The following is a 14,636-nucleotide window of genomic DNA, read 5'->3' as shown; positions in this document are numbered from 1 at the left end:
CCGACACGGTGAGGCCCCCGTGGTGCCGTTGACCCCGTTGGCGACCGGTGTCACCCTGAGGTCACCAGCCCGCGCAGACCGCCTCCGGCGGTGCGACGGGACCTCCACCTGCTGTCGAAAGGCCGCTGAGCCATGGCCAAGGCCCTGTTCGGTTCCGTCGTCGCTCCGCACGAGCTGCGAGTGGCCGAGGAGAACGCCGCCCTGCGCGCCCGGGTCCGCCGTCTCGAGGCGGAGCTCGCCGCCCTCCGCGAGGAGCGCGACGCCACGATCGCCCGTGAGCTGCTCACGATGACCCGCGAGCAGTCGGCGCCCGTCCTCGCCTGACAAAGGACCCCTCTTCCCCCCACCCCTCGCCCCCACGACTCGCTCCGCTCGCCGCGGGCCCCTGCGAGGGGGCCGAGGCGCCGGTTCTGTCAGCGCTCGTAGCTAGGGTCGGGCCGTGCACCTGTCCAGCCTGATGCTCAAGGGCTTCAAGTCCTTCGCGTCGCCGACGACGCTGCGGCTGGAGCCGGGCATCACCGCAGTCGTCGGGCCCAACGGCTCGGGCAAGTCCAACGTCGTCGACGCGATCGCCTGGGTGCTCGGCGAGCAGGGCGCCAAGAGCCTGCGCGGCGGCAAGATGGAGGACGTCATCTTCGCCGGCACCGCCGGCCGCCCGGCGCTGGGCCGGGCCGAGGTGACGCTGACCATCGACAACGCCGACGGCGCCCTGCCGATCGACTACACCGAGGTCTCGATCACCCGCCGGATGTACCGGTCCGGTGAGAGCGAGTACGAGATCAACGGCGACAAGGTGCGTCTGCTCGACGTCCAGGAGCTGCTCAGCGACTCCGGAATCGGCCGGGAGATGCACGTCATCGTCGGGCAGGGCCAGCTGGACGCCGTCCTGTCCGGCCGCCCGGAGGACCGGCGGGCCTTCGTGGAGGAGGCCGCCGGCGTCCTCAAGCACCGCAAGCGCAAGGAGAAGGCGCTCCGCAAGCTCGACGCGATGCAGGCCAACCTCGACCGGCTGGCCGACCTCACCGCGGAGCTGCGCCGCCAGCTCAAGCCGCTGGGCAGGCAGGCCGAGGTGGCCCGCCGGGCCGCCGGCGTGCAGGCCGACCTGCGCGACGCCCGGCTGCGGCTGCTCGCCGACGACCTGGTGCAGCTGCGCGACGCCCTCGACAAGGACGTCGCCGACGAGACCGCCGCCCGCGCCCGGCGGGCCACGGTGGAGGCAGCCCTAGGCGAGGCGTCCCGCCAGGAGTCGGCGCTGGAGCGGCAGATGGCCGCCGACGCGCCGGTGCTCGCCGCCGCACAGGACAGCTGGTACCGGCTGTCCACCCTGGCCGAGCGCTTTCGCAGCGTCGGGCAGCTGGCGGCCGAGCGGCACCGGCACCTGGCCGCTGCTCCGGCGGCGGGCCCGGCCGGCCGCGACCCCGACCAGCTGGACGCCGAGGCCGACCGGGTGGATGCCACCGAACGGGAGATCGCTTCGGCGCTGGAGGCCGAACGGGCCCGGCTGGGCAGCGCCGTCGGCGTGCGCACCGAGGTGGAGGACGCGCTCGCCGCGGCGGAGCGGGAGCTGGTCGCCGCGGCGCGCGCGCTCGCCGACCGTCGGGAACAGCTGGCCCGGCTCTCCGGCCAGGTCGCGGCCGGGCGCTCGCGGGCCGCGGCCGGGGAAGCCGAGATCGAGCGGCTGGCCACGGCCGCCGCGGAGGCCGCGGAACGCGCCGACGTCGCCGGTGAGCGGCTGGCCGCCCGCCGCGACGAGCTCAGCGAGGACGCCGGCGACGACTCCGACCTGGCGGCGGCACACGCTGCGGCGGTCGCGGCGCACGCCGAGGCGGTCCGGGCGGTCACCGAACTGACCGCCGCCGAGCGCGCGGCCGAGCGGGACCGGGCCGGCTGGCAGGCCCGCCGTGACGCGCTCGCCCTCGGTCTGGCCCCGGCCGACGGTGCGGCCGCCGTGCTGACGGCGGCCCTCCCCGGCGTGCTGGGCCCGGTGACCGACCGGGTCACCGTGCACCCCGGCGCCGAGGTCGCGCTGGCCGCGGCGCTGGGCGGGATGGCCGAGGCGCTCGTCGTCGCCGGGGTCGCGGAGGCCGCCGGCGTGCTGGCCCACCTGGCCGAGACCCAGGGCGGCCGGGCCGGGCTGCTGGTGACCGGCGGCCTGCCACCGGTGCCCCGGGACGGCTGGCCGGAGCTGCCCCCGGGCGCCCGCTGGGCGCTCGACCTGCTCGACGCCCCCGCCGAGCTCGGGCCGGCGCTGGCCCGGGCGTTGGAGCGGGTCGCGGTCGTCACCGACCTGCCGGCCGCGGTCGAGCTGGTGCGCACCCATCCGCGGGTGCGGGCGGTCACCGAGGCCGGTGACCTGCTCGGTGCCGACTGGTCGGTCGGTGGCCAGGCGAACGCGCCCTCCGGGCTGGAGGTGCGGGCCCGGGTCGACGAGGCCGGCGCCGAGCTGGACCGGGCCGCGGCCACGGCCGCCCGGCTCGCCGACGAGCTGGCCCGGGCCCGGGAGGTCGCCGCCGCCCGCTCCGCCGACGTCGACACGGCGCTGACCGCCCGGCAGGCCGGTGACCGGGCACGGTCGGCCGCCGCCGCGGAGCTCGCCGAGCTGGGTGCCGCCGCCCGCTCGGCGGTGGCCGAGGCCGAGCGGCTGGACGCGGCCCGGGTGCGGGCGGAGCAGGCCCGGGACGCCGCCGTCGCCGGGCTGGTCGAGCTGGAGGAGCGGCTGGCCGCCGCCGAGGCCGCGCCGGTCGAGGAGGAGCCCTCGACGGAGGCGCGGGACCGGCTGCGCGCCGAGGCGGCCGCGGCCCGGCAGGCCGAGACCGAGGCCCGGCTGGCGGTGCGCACCGCCGAGGAGCGCGCCCGGTCCCTGGCCGGGCGCGCCGAGTCGCTGCGCCGGCAGGCGCGCCAGGAGCGGGCGGCCCGCGAGCGCGCGGCAGCGGCCCGGCTGGCCCGCGAGCGCGGCGCCCGGGTGGCCGCCGGCGTCCGCAGCGGCGCCGAGGAGGCGCTCACCCACCTGGCGACGTCGCTGGCCCGGGCCGCGGCCGAGCGGGACGCCCTGGCCGAGGCGCGCACGGCCCGGGAGGCCGAGCTGCTCGTCGTCCGGGCCCGGGTGCGCGAGCACACCGCCGAGCTCGACCGGCTCACCGACGAGGTGCACCGCGACGAGGTGGCGCGGGCCGAGCAGCGGCTGCGGATCGAGGCGCTGGAGGCCCGCGCCGCCGAGGAGTACGGCGTCGATCTGCCCACCCTGCTGGCCGAGTACGGGCCGGCGGCGCTGGTGCCACCGACCCAGGCGCAGGTGGCCGCGGCCGAGGCGGCGGGGGAGCCCGAGCCCGAGCCGGTGCCCTACGACCGGGCAGCCCAGGAACGCCGGGCCGCCCGCGCCGAACGGGACCTCGGTGCGCTGGGCAAGGTGAACCCCCTGGCGCTGGAGGAGTTCGCGGCGCTGGAGGAGCGGCACACCTTCCTGGCCACCCAGCTGGAGGACCTCAAGGCCACCCGGCGTGACCTGCTGACCGTCGTCCGCGAGGTCGACGCCCGCATCCACGAGGTCTTCGCCCAGGCCTTCGCCGACACCCAGCGCGAGTTCGCCCAGGTGTTCGCCACGCTCTTCCCCGGCGGGGAGGGGCGGATCTTCCTCACCGACCCCGACGACCTGCTGACCACCGGGGTGGAGGTGGAGGCCCGGCCGCCGGGCAAGAAGGTGAAGCGGCTGTCGCTGCTGTCCGGCGGCGAGCGGTCGCTGACCGCCGTCGCCCTGCTGGTCGCGATCTTCCGGGCCCGGCCCTCTCCGTTCTACGTGCTCGACGAGGTGGAGGCCGCCCTCGACGACGTGAACCTGGGCCGGCTGCTCACCCTGATCGAGCAGCTCCGGGACACCTCGCAGCTGATCGTCATCACCCACCAGAAGCGGACGATGGAGATCGCCGACGCCCTCTACGGCGTCAGCATGCGCGGCGACGGGATCACCGGCGTGATCAGCCAGCGGCTCCGCGAGGCCCAGCCCGCCTGACCTGCGGGCCGGTGGCGTCCCACGTGGCGGGCGGCCGGGCTTGCACCTCACACCGTGTCAGGACGGAGGCTCACCGCATGGTGACGATCGGGGACCTCGCCCGGCTCGGCGGTGTGTCGGTCCGGATGCTGCGGCACTACGACGCGATCGGCCTGCTCGTCCCCGCCCGGGTCGACAGCCGCACCGGCCGGCGCTCCTACGAGCTGGCCCAGCTGGCGCGGCTCAACCGCTTGGTCGTCCTCAAGGACCTGGGCTTCGGCCTCGCGGAGGTCGCCGAGCTGCTGCGGGAGCCGGTCGACGAGCGGCGGGTGCGCGCGCTGCTGCAGGAGCGGCGGGCGGCGATGGCGGTGCTGGTGCGCGACACCGGTCATCGGCTCGCCCACGTCAAGGCGAGGCTCCGGCTGATCGACGGGGGAGAAGAGCTGCTCGACGACGTCCAGGTCAAGGAGGTGGCCGCGGTCCGGGTGGTGGGGCTGAGCTCGGCCGTGGCGGTGGACGCCGACGGCCTCGGCGGGCAGGTGGCCGCCCAGTTCGACCGGGTCGGGCAGGTGCTGGACGCCGCCGGGGCCTCCCGGCTGGCGCCGGTCAGCCGGTTCACCCCGATGCCGGCGGCGAGCGCGGGCAGCACGTGGGTGACCACCGGCTACGTCGTCCCCGAGGGCGACGTGGCCGGTCTGGAGGTGGTCGAGCTGCCTGCCGCCCGGGTGGCGTCGGTGGTGCACCGCGGCCCGATGGACGCCGCCCGGGTGGGCTGGCAGACCCTCGCCCGCTGGGCGGAGGGCCAGGGCCGGAGCGGGGCGGCGATCGCGGCGGCAGCCCAGCGCACGGTGTTCCTGCACGCCGAGGGTGACGACCAGGCCGAGTGGCTGGTGGAGCTGCAGCTCGAGCTCGACGCTACCCCTGCGGGTTAGGGCGTCCCGGCCGGGACGAGCAGGTCGACCAGCAGCGGGTGGTGGTCGGAGACCCCGGACCCGTCGAGCACCCGGGCGTCGCGCACGGCCACCCCGGCGGAGACCCAGACCTGGTCGATCCGCACCCGCGGCCGGCGGGCCGGGTGGGTCAGCCCCTGGTCGGCGTGCAGCGAGAAGCGCCCCGCCTGGTCGCTGCGCTCCCCGGCCAGCTCCCAGGCGTCGCTGAGCCGCTCGCGCAGCGCGCCCAGCTCCGGGGCGTCGGGGCCGGCGTTGAGGTCGCCGACCAGCACCGCGGGCTCCGCCCGGTCGGCGTGCAGCGCGGCCACCGCGGCGGCCTGCCCGGCCCGGTCGGCCGCGTCCCGGCTGGACAGGTGGGTGGTGGTCACCCGCAGCGTCGCGCCCGCCAGCTGGACCAGCACGCGCAGCGCGGTGCGCGGCTCGCCGGCGCCGGGCAGGCGGTGCGTCTCGCTGTCCAGCACCGGCAGGCGGGACAGCACCGCGTTGCCGTACTGCCGGCGCTCGCTGCGCCCGCCGCGGCCCGGCTCGTCGATCGAGGCGCTCCAGGCCAGCTCCCGGTCCAGCGCCCGGGCCAGCAGCTCCGCCTGGTCGACGTGCTCGCTGCGGTCGCCGAAGTGCCGGTCGACCTCCTGCAGGCAGATGACGTCGGGGTCGGCGTCGGCGAGCAGCCGGGCCAGCCGCGGCAGGTCGTGCCGACCGTCGTCGCCGACACCGTGGTGGACGTTGAAGCTGACCAGCCGCACCGGCACCAGGGAGGGGCTGGGATCGGGGGTGTGCTCGGTCATGACAACCGGGTGTCCAGCACCTGGGTGAAGTGCTCGGTGCCGTCGTCGTCCCGGCTGGTCGCCCAGAGCAGGAACCGGGCGTCCCGTCCGTCCAGCACCAGCTCGCCGAGCTCGTTGCCGAAGAACGGCCCGGCCTGCTTCCGCCACTGCAGCGGGCTGCGCTCCACCCGGGCCAGCGCCCGCAGCCCACCGGTCAGCGCCCGCGCCCACCGGCTCCAGCCGAGCCGGAAGCCGACCTCGATGACGTGCGGCGCGGCATTGTGCAGCGGGGAGACGGTGAGCTGGTGCACCCGGGTCGTCAGCCCACCGGGCTGCACCAGCTCCGCCGCGTAGGCGTGGTGGACGTCGCCGGAGAGCACCAGCGCCGTCGCCGGTGGGCGGCCCAGCTCACCCCGCGCCACCGACACCAGCGTGCGGCCCAGCCGCTCGAAGGACTGCCCGAACGCCGCCCAGTGCTCCAGGTCCGCCGCCTGCCGGAGCTTCTCCGACAGGCGCCCCAGCGGCTTGCCGGCGTGCCGGACGGTGAGCGTCTCGTTCCACCGCTCCAGGTCGTGCACCGAGTGCGGCAGCAGCCAGGGCAGCGACGTGCCGATCAGCAGGTGGTCGACGCCGTCCTCGACCGACTGCTGCACCGCGGCGTCGACCCAGGCGAACTCCTGGTCGTCGACGATCTTCCGGTCGGACTCCTCCAGCACCCGACCGGCCCGGCTGTCGACCATGATCAGTCGCGCCGGACCCCAGTGCCGCACGAAGCTCCACCGGACGCTCTGCGGCTCCACGTCGGCGGCGCGGGCCATCCGGTCGAGCATCGGGCCGGCGTCGTCCGTGCCCTCGGGGAGGTCCTGGATCGCCTGCCAGGTGTCGTCCTTGGCCAGCTCGGCGGGGGAGAGGTTGCCCAGGTGCTGGTACACCCAGTAGCTGACCAGGCCACCGCAGATCCGCCGGTGCCACCAGTCGGTGGGGGTGACCTCCGCGCGCCAGGCGGCCGAGGTGTTCCAGTCGTCGATCATCTCGTGGTCGTCGAAGACCATCGAGGACGGCACGGTGGACAGCAGCCAGCGCACCTGCGGGTCGCTCCAGGACTCCGCGTACAGCCGGCTGTACTCCTCGAAGTCCGCGGCCTGCGCGCCCGGGGGCTGCGAGAGGTCGCGCCGGGCGGCCATCCACTGCTGCGTCGCCGGGGTGATCTCGTCGGCGTAGACCTGGTCGCCCAGCAGCACCAGGGCGTCGGGCCACTCCTCCTGCGGCATCCCGGTCAGCCGGCGGGCGTAGCCGTCCAGGGCGTCCGGCGGGATGCCGTCCCGGACGTCGACGGTGGTCGGGGTGGCGTACCGGCACGAGCCGAAGGCCAGCCGGAACGGGCGGTCGCCGCCGACGGTGCGGATCCGGCTCGGCGGGAAGGCCGAGTGCGCGGTCGGCCACACCTGCGCGCCGTCCAGGTGCACCTCGTAGGGCGTGACGCTGCCCGGCTCGAGGCCCTCGACGAGCACGAGCGCGTAGTGGTGGCCGTTGACGCAGAACGTCTGGGCCCGGTGGCCCAGCACCTCGACCACGCACGACCGGTCGGTCTCGACCCAGATCGTGGCCGACACCGGGTCGACGTGGCGGAGCAGTGGGCCCAGCAGCAGGAGCGGGCTGGTGCCGGCGGTCTCGGGCATGAGGGACAGCCTGCCCCATGTTGCTGTCATCCGGTCCGGTCCTCACCCGGCAGGGGCTGGGAGACTCTGGGCATGGAGTTCGTGCTGATCGCGATCGCGATCCTCGTCGTCGCCCTGATCGCCGGGATCGGTCTGCTCGTCGGCCGCGGCCGGCGCACCACCCGGCTGGACTCCGACGCCGCGGCCGGCACCACGCTGACCCGCCCGCGGCCGACCGAGGTCGCGCCGCCGGTGCACACCGGGTCGACCGCGGTCGACCCGGCGACGCTGGACCAGCCGCCGGTCGACCTGCCGCCCGCCGAGCCCGAGCCCGGCCTGGTCTTCGAGACGCCGCCGCCCTCGGCCGGCCGGCTGGTCCGGCTCCGCTCGCGGCTGGCCCGCTCCCAGTCCTCGCTGGGCCGCGGCCTGCTGACCGTGCTGTCCCGGGAGAAGCTGACCGAGGACGACTGGGAGGAGGTCGAGGAGACCCTGCTCGCCGCCGACATCGGCGTCGCCGCCACCACCCAGATCGTGCAGCGGCTGCGCACCCAGAGCCTGGTGCTGGCCACGGCGTCCGGCACCGACCTGCAGAGCCTGCTCGTGCGGGAGCTGACCGCCGTCCTCGGCCCGGACCTCGACCGCACGCTGCACACCGACCGGCACGACGGCCGGCCCGCCGTCGTCCTGGTGGTGGGGGTCAACGGGGCGGGCAAGACGACGACCGTCGGCAAGATCGCCCGCGTGCTGGTGGGCGACGGCAAGAGCGTGGTGCTCGGCGCCGCCGACACCTTCCGGGCCGCGGCCGCCGACCAGCTGGAGACCTGGGGCGAGCGGGTCGGTGTGCTCACCGTGCGCGGCCGGGAAGGCGGTGACCCCGCGTCGGTGGCCTTCGAGGCGGTGCGCACCGGCATCGAGGCCGAGGTGGACACCGTGCTGGTCGACACCGCGGGCCGGCTGCACACCAAGTCCGGCCTGATGGACGAGCTGGGCAAGGTCAAGCGCGTGGTGGAGAAGCACGGCCCGGTCGACGAGGTGCTGCTCGTCCTGGACGCGACGACCGGTCAGAACGGCGTGGTGCAGGCCCGGGTGTTCACCGAGGCCGTCCACGTCACCGGCGTCGTGCTCACCAAGCTCGACGGCACCGCCAAGGGCGGGATCGTCGTCTCGGTGCAGCGGGAGCTCGGCATCCCGGTGAAGCTGATCGGGCTGGGCGAGGGGCCCGACGACCTGGCGCCGTTCGAGCCGGAGGCCTTCGCCGAGGCGATCGTCGGCTGAGGCCGGCTACCGGCAGACCGGGACGGCGAAGTCGGTGTTGTGCAGCGTCCGCTCGCCCGGGACGTCGCCGTTCATGAACGAGTTCGCCGGCGACCACCGCCCCGCCCACTCGCCGGAGTCGACCAGGTACCAGAACCCGTCCGGGACGACGCTGGGGATGCTCGGCGCGTAGTACCGGCAGCGCACCTGCACGGTGGTGTCCGGCGGGATCGGCAGCGAGTTGTCGACCAGCGCCCGCGGGTCGGCGAAGGTGTTCGCGCCGATGCTGCCCGTGGTCTCCGGCACCAGCGTGCCGTCCCCGGTGCTCGGCAGCGGCGGGAGCTGGTCCACGCCGTCGTCGGTGGTGAAGGCGACGACGGCCGTCGCCACGGCACCGGCCAGCACCACCGTGGCGGCCGTGGTGAGCAGCCGGGTGCGGCGGCCCCGAGACCGCTTCCCGGGCGGCGCCGGCGACCCGGTTCGGGGACCGGTGGTGTCCGGCTGCGCGGTCGTGTCCGGGTGGGCCGTGTCGATCGGCGGTCTCGTGGACGCCGGGGACGTCGTGACGGCCGGCCCGGTGGGTGGGGCCGTGACCGGCGAGGGACGGGCCGGGCCACAGGTCTCGACCAGCCGCGGGGCCCCGGCCGCGCCGGGGTAGCCGGGCACCGACGCCAGCGCCCAGGCGTCGAGCTCGCGCACCGCACCGGTCACCGCGTTGCGCGGGTAGCGGCCGCGGCACCAGTAGTCCAGCGTCCGGGGGCTCACCCGCCCACCCGACGCCCGGGACAGCTCGGTGCGGCCACCGAGCTGGTCCACCAGCCAGGTCACCTGCCGGACGAACGGGTCCTGCGCCGCAGCGTCCGGTCCTGGCGTGCTCGTCATCCGTGCCCCCGCGATCCCTGCGCGCCCCTCGTCCGGTCGCGCGTGCACCGCGGCGCAAGGTAGCGCAGCCCGGCGCGGAGCACGTGATCCGGACGGCCGGGTCCGGTAGGTGTGGAGGAGCTCCCCGGCCCCCTGCCCCCGGGCCGGTCCGCCGGGGCCAGGGGTGCCCGACCGGGGGCGGCAGCGCTCACGGGGGCGCTGCCGCCCGCCGGCTCTGCCGTCAGTCGCCCTGCGCGCCCGCGGGGTGGCACCCGGCCGGCGTCAGGTACCGGTCCCGGGACAGGGTCACTCCGGCAGCACCCGGAGGGCGACCAGGGCGACGTCGTCGGCCCAGTCGGGGGCCAGCCGGGCGAGCAGGGCGTCGCAGAGCCCCGCCACCGGCAGGGCGGCCAGCTCGGCGGCGACCCCGGTCAGCCGCGCCAGGCCGTCGTCCAGCGTGGCGTCCCGGCGCTCGACCAGCCCGTCGGTGTACAGCACCACCGTGTCGCCGGGGTGCAGGGTGACGGTGTGGTCGGTGCGCGACGCGCCGGGGTCTACGCCCAGCAGCAGGGACGCCGGACGCTCCAGCAGCTCGACCGCCCCGCCGGCCCGGACCAGCAGCGGCGGCGGGTGACCGGCGTTGGACCACCGGAGCCGCCGCCGGCCGGTCACCGCCTCGGCCGGGCTCTGCTCCACCCGGGCCAGCACGGCGGTGGCCAGGGTGCCCACCTGGAGGCCCACGACGGCGCGGTCCAGGGCACTGAGCACCTGCGCGGGCGGCGCGACCAGGGCATGGGCGGTGCCGCGCAGCAGGTTGCGCAGCTGCCCCATGACCGCGGCGGCCTCCCGGTCGTGCCCGGTGACGTCGCCGATCACCAGCGTCGTCGCACCGTCAGGGGTGAGGAAGGCGTCGTACCAGTCGCCACCGATGGTGGCCTCCTCGGCGGCCGGGCGGTAGCGCACCGCGATGCGCAGGTGGTCCGGCTGCGGTGGCTCGGTCAGCAGCGAACGCTGCAGCGTCTCGGCCAGGCTGCGGGTGGCGCGGGCCCGGCGGCGCTCGTCCTCCAGCCGCGTCACCCGGTCGACCGCCTGGGCGCACTGCGCGGCGTAGGCCTCCAGCACCCGGACGTCGTCGTCCTCGAACGAGCGCGGGGCGGCCCAGCCGACGGTCCAGGAGCCCAGCAGCCGGCCGCCGGCACGCAGCGGCAGCGCCGCCCAGGACCGCACCCCCAGCCCCTCGGCCAGGTACCGGTCCTCGGCCGGCAGGTCCGCGGCGTGTCCGGCATCGCCCACGAGCACCGTCCGGCCGGTGGCGGCGACGGCCATCGGCAGCGGCGAGTCGGGAGGCAGGGGAGCGGACAGCAGCCGGCCGCCGCGGATCTCGGTGAGCGTGAGCCGGCGGCCGTCCGGGTCCAACAGGGCCACCGCGGCGGTGCCGGCACCCAGCGCCGCCCGGCCCTGCTCGAACAGCAGCTCCAGCAGCTGCTGGGTGGTCTCGGCGGTGGCGAGCGTGGAGACGGTCGCCGCCAGACCGGCCAGCGAGCGGGCGGTGCGCCGTTCCCGGTCGTTCGCGGTGCGCAGCTGGGCGTTGAGCCGGGCCAGCTCGCGGGCGCGGTGGAACAGGTCGCCCTCCACCTGCGCGACCCGGTGCTGGCCCCGCTCGGCCGCCCGCCGGGCGTCGTCCCGGGCCCGGATGTAGTCGGTGATGTCGTCGGACCGGTGCAGCAGCAGCACGACCTCGCCGGCATCGTCGAGCACGGGGACGTGGTGCGGGCTCCAGAACCGTTCCTCGTAGCTGCCGTCGGGCATCCGGATGTCGTACCTCTGGATGGGCATGACCACCGGCCGCCGGGTGTCCCGGGCCTCCGCCAGGGTGGCGGCGAGGTTCACCAGCCCGTCGGCCGCTGGGTCGTCGGGGTTCATCGGGAACAGGTCGAACAGGTGCCGGCCCACGTTCTGCTCGAGCGTGGTCGCGGTGGCGGCCAGCCGGGCCCGGTTGGCGTGCACGATCACCAGGTCGGGGGTGAGCAGCAGGAACGGTGTCGGGGCGACGTCGAAGACCCGGGCGAAGTCCGGCACCGGCAGGTCCTCGATCGGAACGGGTCCCCGTTCCCCTGGTCGTCCCCCTGTCACGCGGTGCCTTCCGTCCGAGCGTCCGCTCCGCACTCCGGGTGTGCCACGACGCTCGTCGTGGATACCCTCGCCGGCCCCGCCCGGCAACGTGGCGGCCGACATCCGCCGCGGTCAGCCCACCGAGCGCGGGTCGAACCCGAAGGGCAGCTCCAGCCGGTGCGCGGCGAGCAGCTCGCGGTCGGCCAGCAGCTCTCGGGTGGCGCCGTCGGCGACCACCACGCCGGCGTCGAGCACCACCGACCGGGGGCACAGCTGCAGGGCGTAGGGCAGGTCGTGGGTGACCATCAGCAGGGTGACCGGCAGCGCCTCCAGCACCTCGGCCAGCTCCCGCCGTCCGGCCGGGTCGAGGTTGCTGCTCGGCTCGTCGAGCACCAGCACCTCCGGCCGCATCGACAGCACCGTGGCCACCGCGACCCGGCGGCGCTGGCCGAAGGAGAGGTGGTGCGGCGGCCGGTCGGCCGCGTCGGCCATGTCCACCGCGGCGAGCGCCTCGGCCACCCGCCGGGTCACCTCGGGCTCGGGGAGCCCCAGGTTCCGCGGTCCGAAGGCGACGTCGTCGGCGACGGTCGGCATGAACAGCTGGTCGTCCGGGTCCTGGAACACGATCCCGACCCGGCGGCGGACCTCCTGCAGGTTGTGCTCGTCCACCGGCAGGCCGGCGACCTCGACCCGGCCGCGACCGCCGCGCAGGATGCCGTTGAGGTGCATCACCAGCGTCGTCTTGCCCGCCCCGTTCGGCCCCAGCAGGGCCACCCGCTCACCCTGGTCCAGCCGCAGGTCGACGCCGAACAGCGCCTGGTGCCCGTCCGGGTAGGCGAAGGCGAGGTCGTCCACGAGCAGGGACGGCGGGGGAGTGCTCACCCCAGCAGTGAACCCGCCCCCAGCACGGCAGCTGCTGCCAGGGGGAGGCTGAGCGCCGCGGCCCAGGACCGGGGGCCGACGACGGCGACCGGCCCGGTGGGCAGCCGACCGGTGTAGCCGCGGGAGAGCATCGCCAGGTGCACCCGCTCGCCCCGCTCGTAGGAGCGGATGAACAGCGACCCGGCCGCCGGGCCGAGCACCTTCAGGGCGCCGACCCGGCGGGCCCGGAAGCCGCGGGACTCCCGGGCGACCTTCATCCGGCGCAGCTCACCGCCGACCACGTCGGCGTACCGGATCATGAAGGTGAGGATCTGCACCAGCACCGCGGGCAGCCGCAGCCGGTCCAGGCCGCGCAGCAGCGCCCGGGGGTCGGTGGTCGCGGCCAGCAGGGTGGCGGCGAGCACCGACAGCGTCGCCTTGGCCAGGATGCTGCCGCCGGCGGCCAGCCCGCTCTCCGACAACGACAACCCGAGCACCTCGGTGCGCGGACCGCGGGAGACGACGGGCAGCAGCAGCGCGAAGAAGACGAAGGGCACCTCGACCACCAGTCCGCGCAGCAGCCGACCCGGCCGGATGCCGGCCACGGCGGCGACGCCGAGCAGCAGCGACAGGAACCCCGCGTAGGCCCACGGCGCCCACCCGGCGTGCACCGGGGTCAGCACGACGACCAGCGCGAAGGCCAGGACGGCGACCAGCTTGGTGTGCGGTTCGAGGCGGTGCACCGGGCTGGCGCCGGGGACGTACATGGCCGCCAGGCCGGCACCGTGACCGTGCCCGGCGCCCACGTCAGCGCCGTCCGGCCGGGTCGTCGACCTCGTGACGGCTGCTGACGTCGTGGGTGCTGGCCTCGTCGCGGGGGTCGGCGCCGTCCCGGGTGCCGGCCGACCGGCGCCGCAGCGCCAGGGTCAGCCCGCCGGCGAGCAGGAGCACCAGCAGGACCCCGGCCACCCCGGCCAGCCCGCCGGACAGCCGGGCGTCGTCCACCCCGGCGAGGCTGTAGTCGGCCAGCGGGGAGTCGGCGGTCGCGCTGTCCTCCGCCGTGTGGTCGAAGCCCTGCTCTGCGGCGGTCGCCTCCAGCCCGTCGGGGGAGGAGCTGGCGTACCAGCTGCCGACGCCGGCGATCAGCAGGGCGACGACGACGCCGACGAGCACGAAGGTGCGGGTGCGGGTCATCGGGCCTCCACCGGAGCCGGGGCGGCCGGGGCTGCCGGCCGGCCGGCGGTCTCCGAGCGCGGCGCGAGCGCCGTGGCGCGCTGCAGGTGCCGCGCACCGCGGACCAGGTCCGGCCGCACGGCCAGCACGGCGCCGAGCACGGCGACGGTGATCGCCGCCTCGCCGAGGCCGATGAGCAGGTGCACCCCGCCCATCGCCACGGCGACCGAGCCCAGCGACACGTCGGCCACGCCGCCCAGGCCGAAGAGGCCGACGAAGACCAGCGCGGCCACCGGGACGGAGAGGAAGGCGCCGACGCCCGCTGCGGCGAGCAGCCCGGTGCGGCCGGCCGGCAGCACCGCGCGCAGCAACCGGAAGGCGCCGTAGCCCACGCCGACCGCGACCAGGCCCATCAGCGTCACGTTGGTGCCCACTGCGGTCAGGCCGCCGTCGGCGAAGACCAGCGCCTGGACGAGGAGCACGACGGTCATGCACAGCACCGCCGTCCACGGCCCGACCAGCACAGCGGTCAGCGCCCCGCCGATCAGGTGGCCGCTGGTGCCGTAGGCGACCGGGAAGTTCATCATCTGCACGGCGAAGACGAAGGCCGCGGTGAGCCCGGCCATCGGCGCGGTGCGCTCGTCGAGCTCGCGGCGGGCGCCGCGCAGGGCCAGGGCGACCCCGGCCGCGGCGACGGCCGCGGTGCCGGCGGTGGTGGCCGCGTCGAGGTAGCCATCGGGGACGTGCACGCGGACCTCCGGGGGCTCGTCGGTGCACTGCCCGCCCGGGGCAGCGCTCGCCGGCGACCCTATTGCAGTTCGTTGGCAACTGCACAGGCCTTGCAAGAAGCTCGGGTGAACGGCCGGTGCCGGCACCGACCGGTCACCGGGAGTGGCCCACGAGGCCCGCGCAACACCGCTGGAACACAGGAGGGCGACACGCGTGCGGGAGTTCACGCTCGCGAAACACGTCCACGCCGTCCCCGGAAACACGGTGTCGGCACCGTCTCCTCCACACC

The 14,636-nt window shown here is 76.2% G+C and carries 12 protein-coding genes; 4 read left to right on the top strand and 8 right to left on the bottom strand.

The genetic code is table 11. The features are described 5' to 3' along the window. Positions 1-132: 132 nt before the first annotated feature. The 3 genes from HLA93_RS07990 to HLA93_RS07980 all read left to right on the top strand — a co-directional run bounded on the left by HLA93_RS07990 (position 133) and on the right by HLA93_RS07980 (position 4,917). Positions 133-324, top strand: coding sequence for a hypothetical protein (locus HLA93_RS07990; RefSeq protein ID WP_222193869.1), 192 nt, complete (start codon positions 133-135; stop codon positions 322-324). Positions 325-439: 115 nt separating this feature from the next. Further along, positions 440-4,006, top strand: a complete 3,567-nt coding sequence (smc, locus tag HLA93_RS07985; protein ID WP_222193868.1) for a chromosome segregation protein SMC — start codon at positions 440-442, stop codon at positions 4,004-4,006. Positions 4,007-4,083: 77 nt separating this feature from the next. Next, positions 4,084-4,917: a MerR family transcriptional regulator gene (locus HLA93_RS07980; protein WP_222193867.1), complete on the top strand. Its 834-nt coding sequence runs from the start codon at positions 4,084-4,086 to the stop codon at positions 4,915-4,917. Here HLA93_RS07980 and HLA93_RS07975 read toward each other — a convergent pair. Next, positions 4,914-5,720 carry an endonuclease/exonuclease/phosphatase family protein gene (locus HLA93_RS07975; protein ID WP_222193866.1) on the bottom strand — a complete coding sequence of 269 codons (807 nt, stop codon included), beginning with the start codon at positions 5,718-5,720 and terminating at the stop codon, positions 4,914-4,916. The genes HLA93_RS07980 and HLA93_RS07975 overlap by 4 nt on opposite strands. Next, entirely contained in the window at positions 5,717-7,378 is a 1,662-nt protein-coding gene (locus tag HLA93_RS07970) for an alkaline phosphatase D family protein (RefSeq protein WP_222193865.1), read from the bottom strand. The genes HLA93_RS07975 and HLA93_RS07970 overlap by 4 nt, the downstream gene beginning before the upstream one ends. Before the next feature lie 72 nt (positions 7,379-7,450). Here HLA93_RS07970 and ftsY point away from each other — a divergent pair, with 72 nt between their 5' ends. Next, entirely contained in the window at positions 7,451-8,632 is a 1,182-nt protein-coding gene (gene ftsY / locus HLA93_RS07965) for a signal recognition particle-docking protein FtsY (protein ID WP_222193864.1), read from the top strand. Between the two features lie 6 nt (positions 8,633-8,638). On the opposite strand, the gene HLA93_RS07960 is transcribed toward ftsY, so the two are convergent. The 6 genes from HLA93_RS07960 to HLA93_RS07935 all read right to left on the bottom strand — a co-directional run bounded on the left by HLA93_RS07960 (position 8,639) and on the right by HLA93_RS07935 (position 14,367). Beyond that, complete coding sequence (locus HLA93_RS07960; RefSeq protein WP_222193863.1) at positions 8,639-9,493, bottom strand: hypothetical protein; 855 nt, start codon at positions 9,491-9,493, stop codon at positions 8,639-8,641. A 285-nt stretch (positions 9,494-9,778) separates the two neighbouring features. After that, complete coding sequence (locus HLA93_RS07955; protein ID WP_222193862.1) at positions 9,779-11,551, bottom strand: SpoIIE family protein phosphatase; 1,773 nt, start codon at positions 11,549-11,551, stop codon at positions 9,779-9,781. Positions 11,552-11,716: 165 nt separating this feature from the next. Beyond that, positions 11,717-12,466, bottom strand: a complete 750-nt coding sequence (locus HLA93_RS07950; protein ID WP_222193861.1) for an energy-coupling factor ABC transporter ATP-binding protein — start codon at positions 12,464-12,466, stop codon at positions 11,717-11,719. Next, positions 12,463-13,251 (bottom strand): cobalt ECF transporter T component CbiQ, encoded by a 789-nt coding sequence (gene cbiQ / locus HLA93_RS07945; RefSeq protein ID WP_308128009.1) that lies wholly within the window; start codon positions 13,249-13,251, stop codon positions 12,463-12,465. Before cbiQ ends, HLA93_RS07950 begins: the two co-directional genes overlap by 4 nt. A gap of 1 nt (position 13,252) precedes the next feature. Then, positions 13,253-13,639 carry a PDGLE domain-containing protein gene (locus tag HLA93_RS07940; RefSeq protein ID WP_222193860.1) on the bottom strand — a complete coding sequence of 129 codons (387 nt, stop codon included), beginning with the start codon at positions 13,637-13,639 and terminating at the stop codon, positions 13,253-13,255. Continuing rightward, positions 13,636-14,367 (bottom strand): energy-coupling factor ABC transporter permease, encoded by a 732-nt coding sequence (locus HLA93_RS07935; protein ID WP_222193859.1) that lies wholly within the window; start codon positions 14,365-14,367, stop codon positions 13,636-13,638. Before HLA93_RS07935 ends, HLA93_RS07940 begins: the two co-directional genes overlap by 4 nt. Positions 14,368-14,636: the final 269 nt, after the last annotated feature.

Origin of the sequence: Modestobacter italicus (assembly GCF_019799965.1) — a bacterium.
Lineage (GTDB): Bacteria > Actinomycetota > Actinomycetes > Mycobacteriales > Geodermatophilaceae > Modestobacter > Modestobacter italicus_A.
The sequence above is the reverse complement of the archived record's forward strand: the minus strand, read 5'-3'. Positions and strand labels throughout refer to the sequence as shown.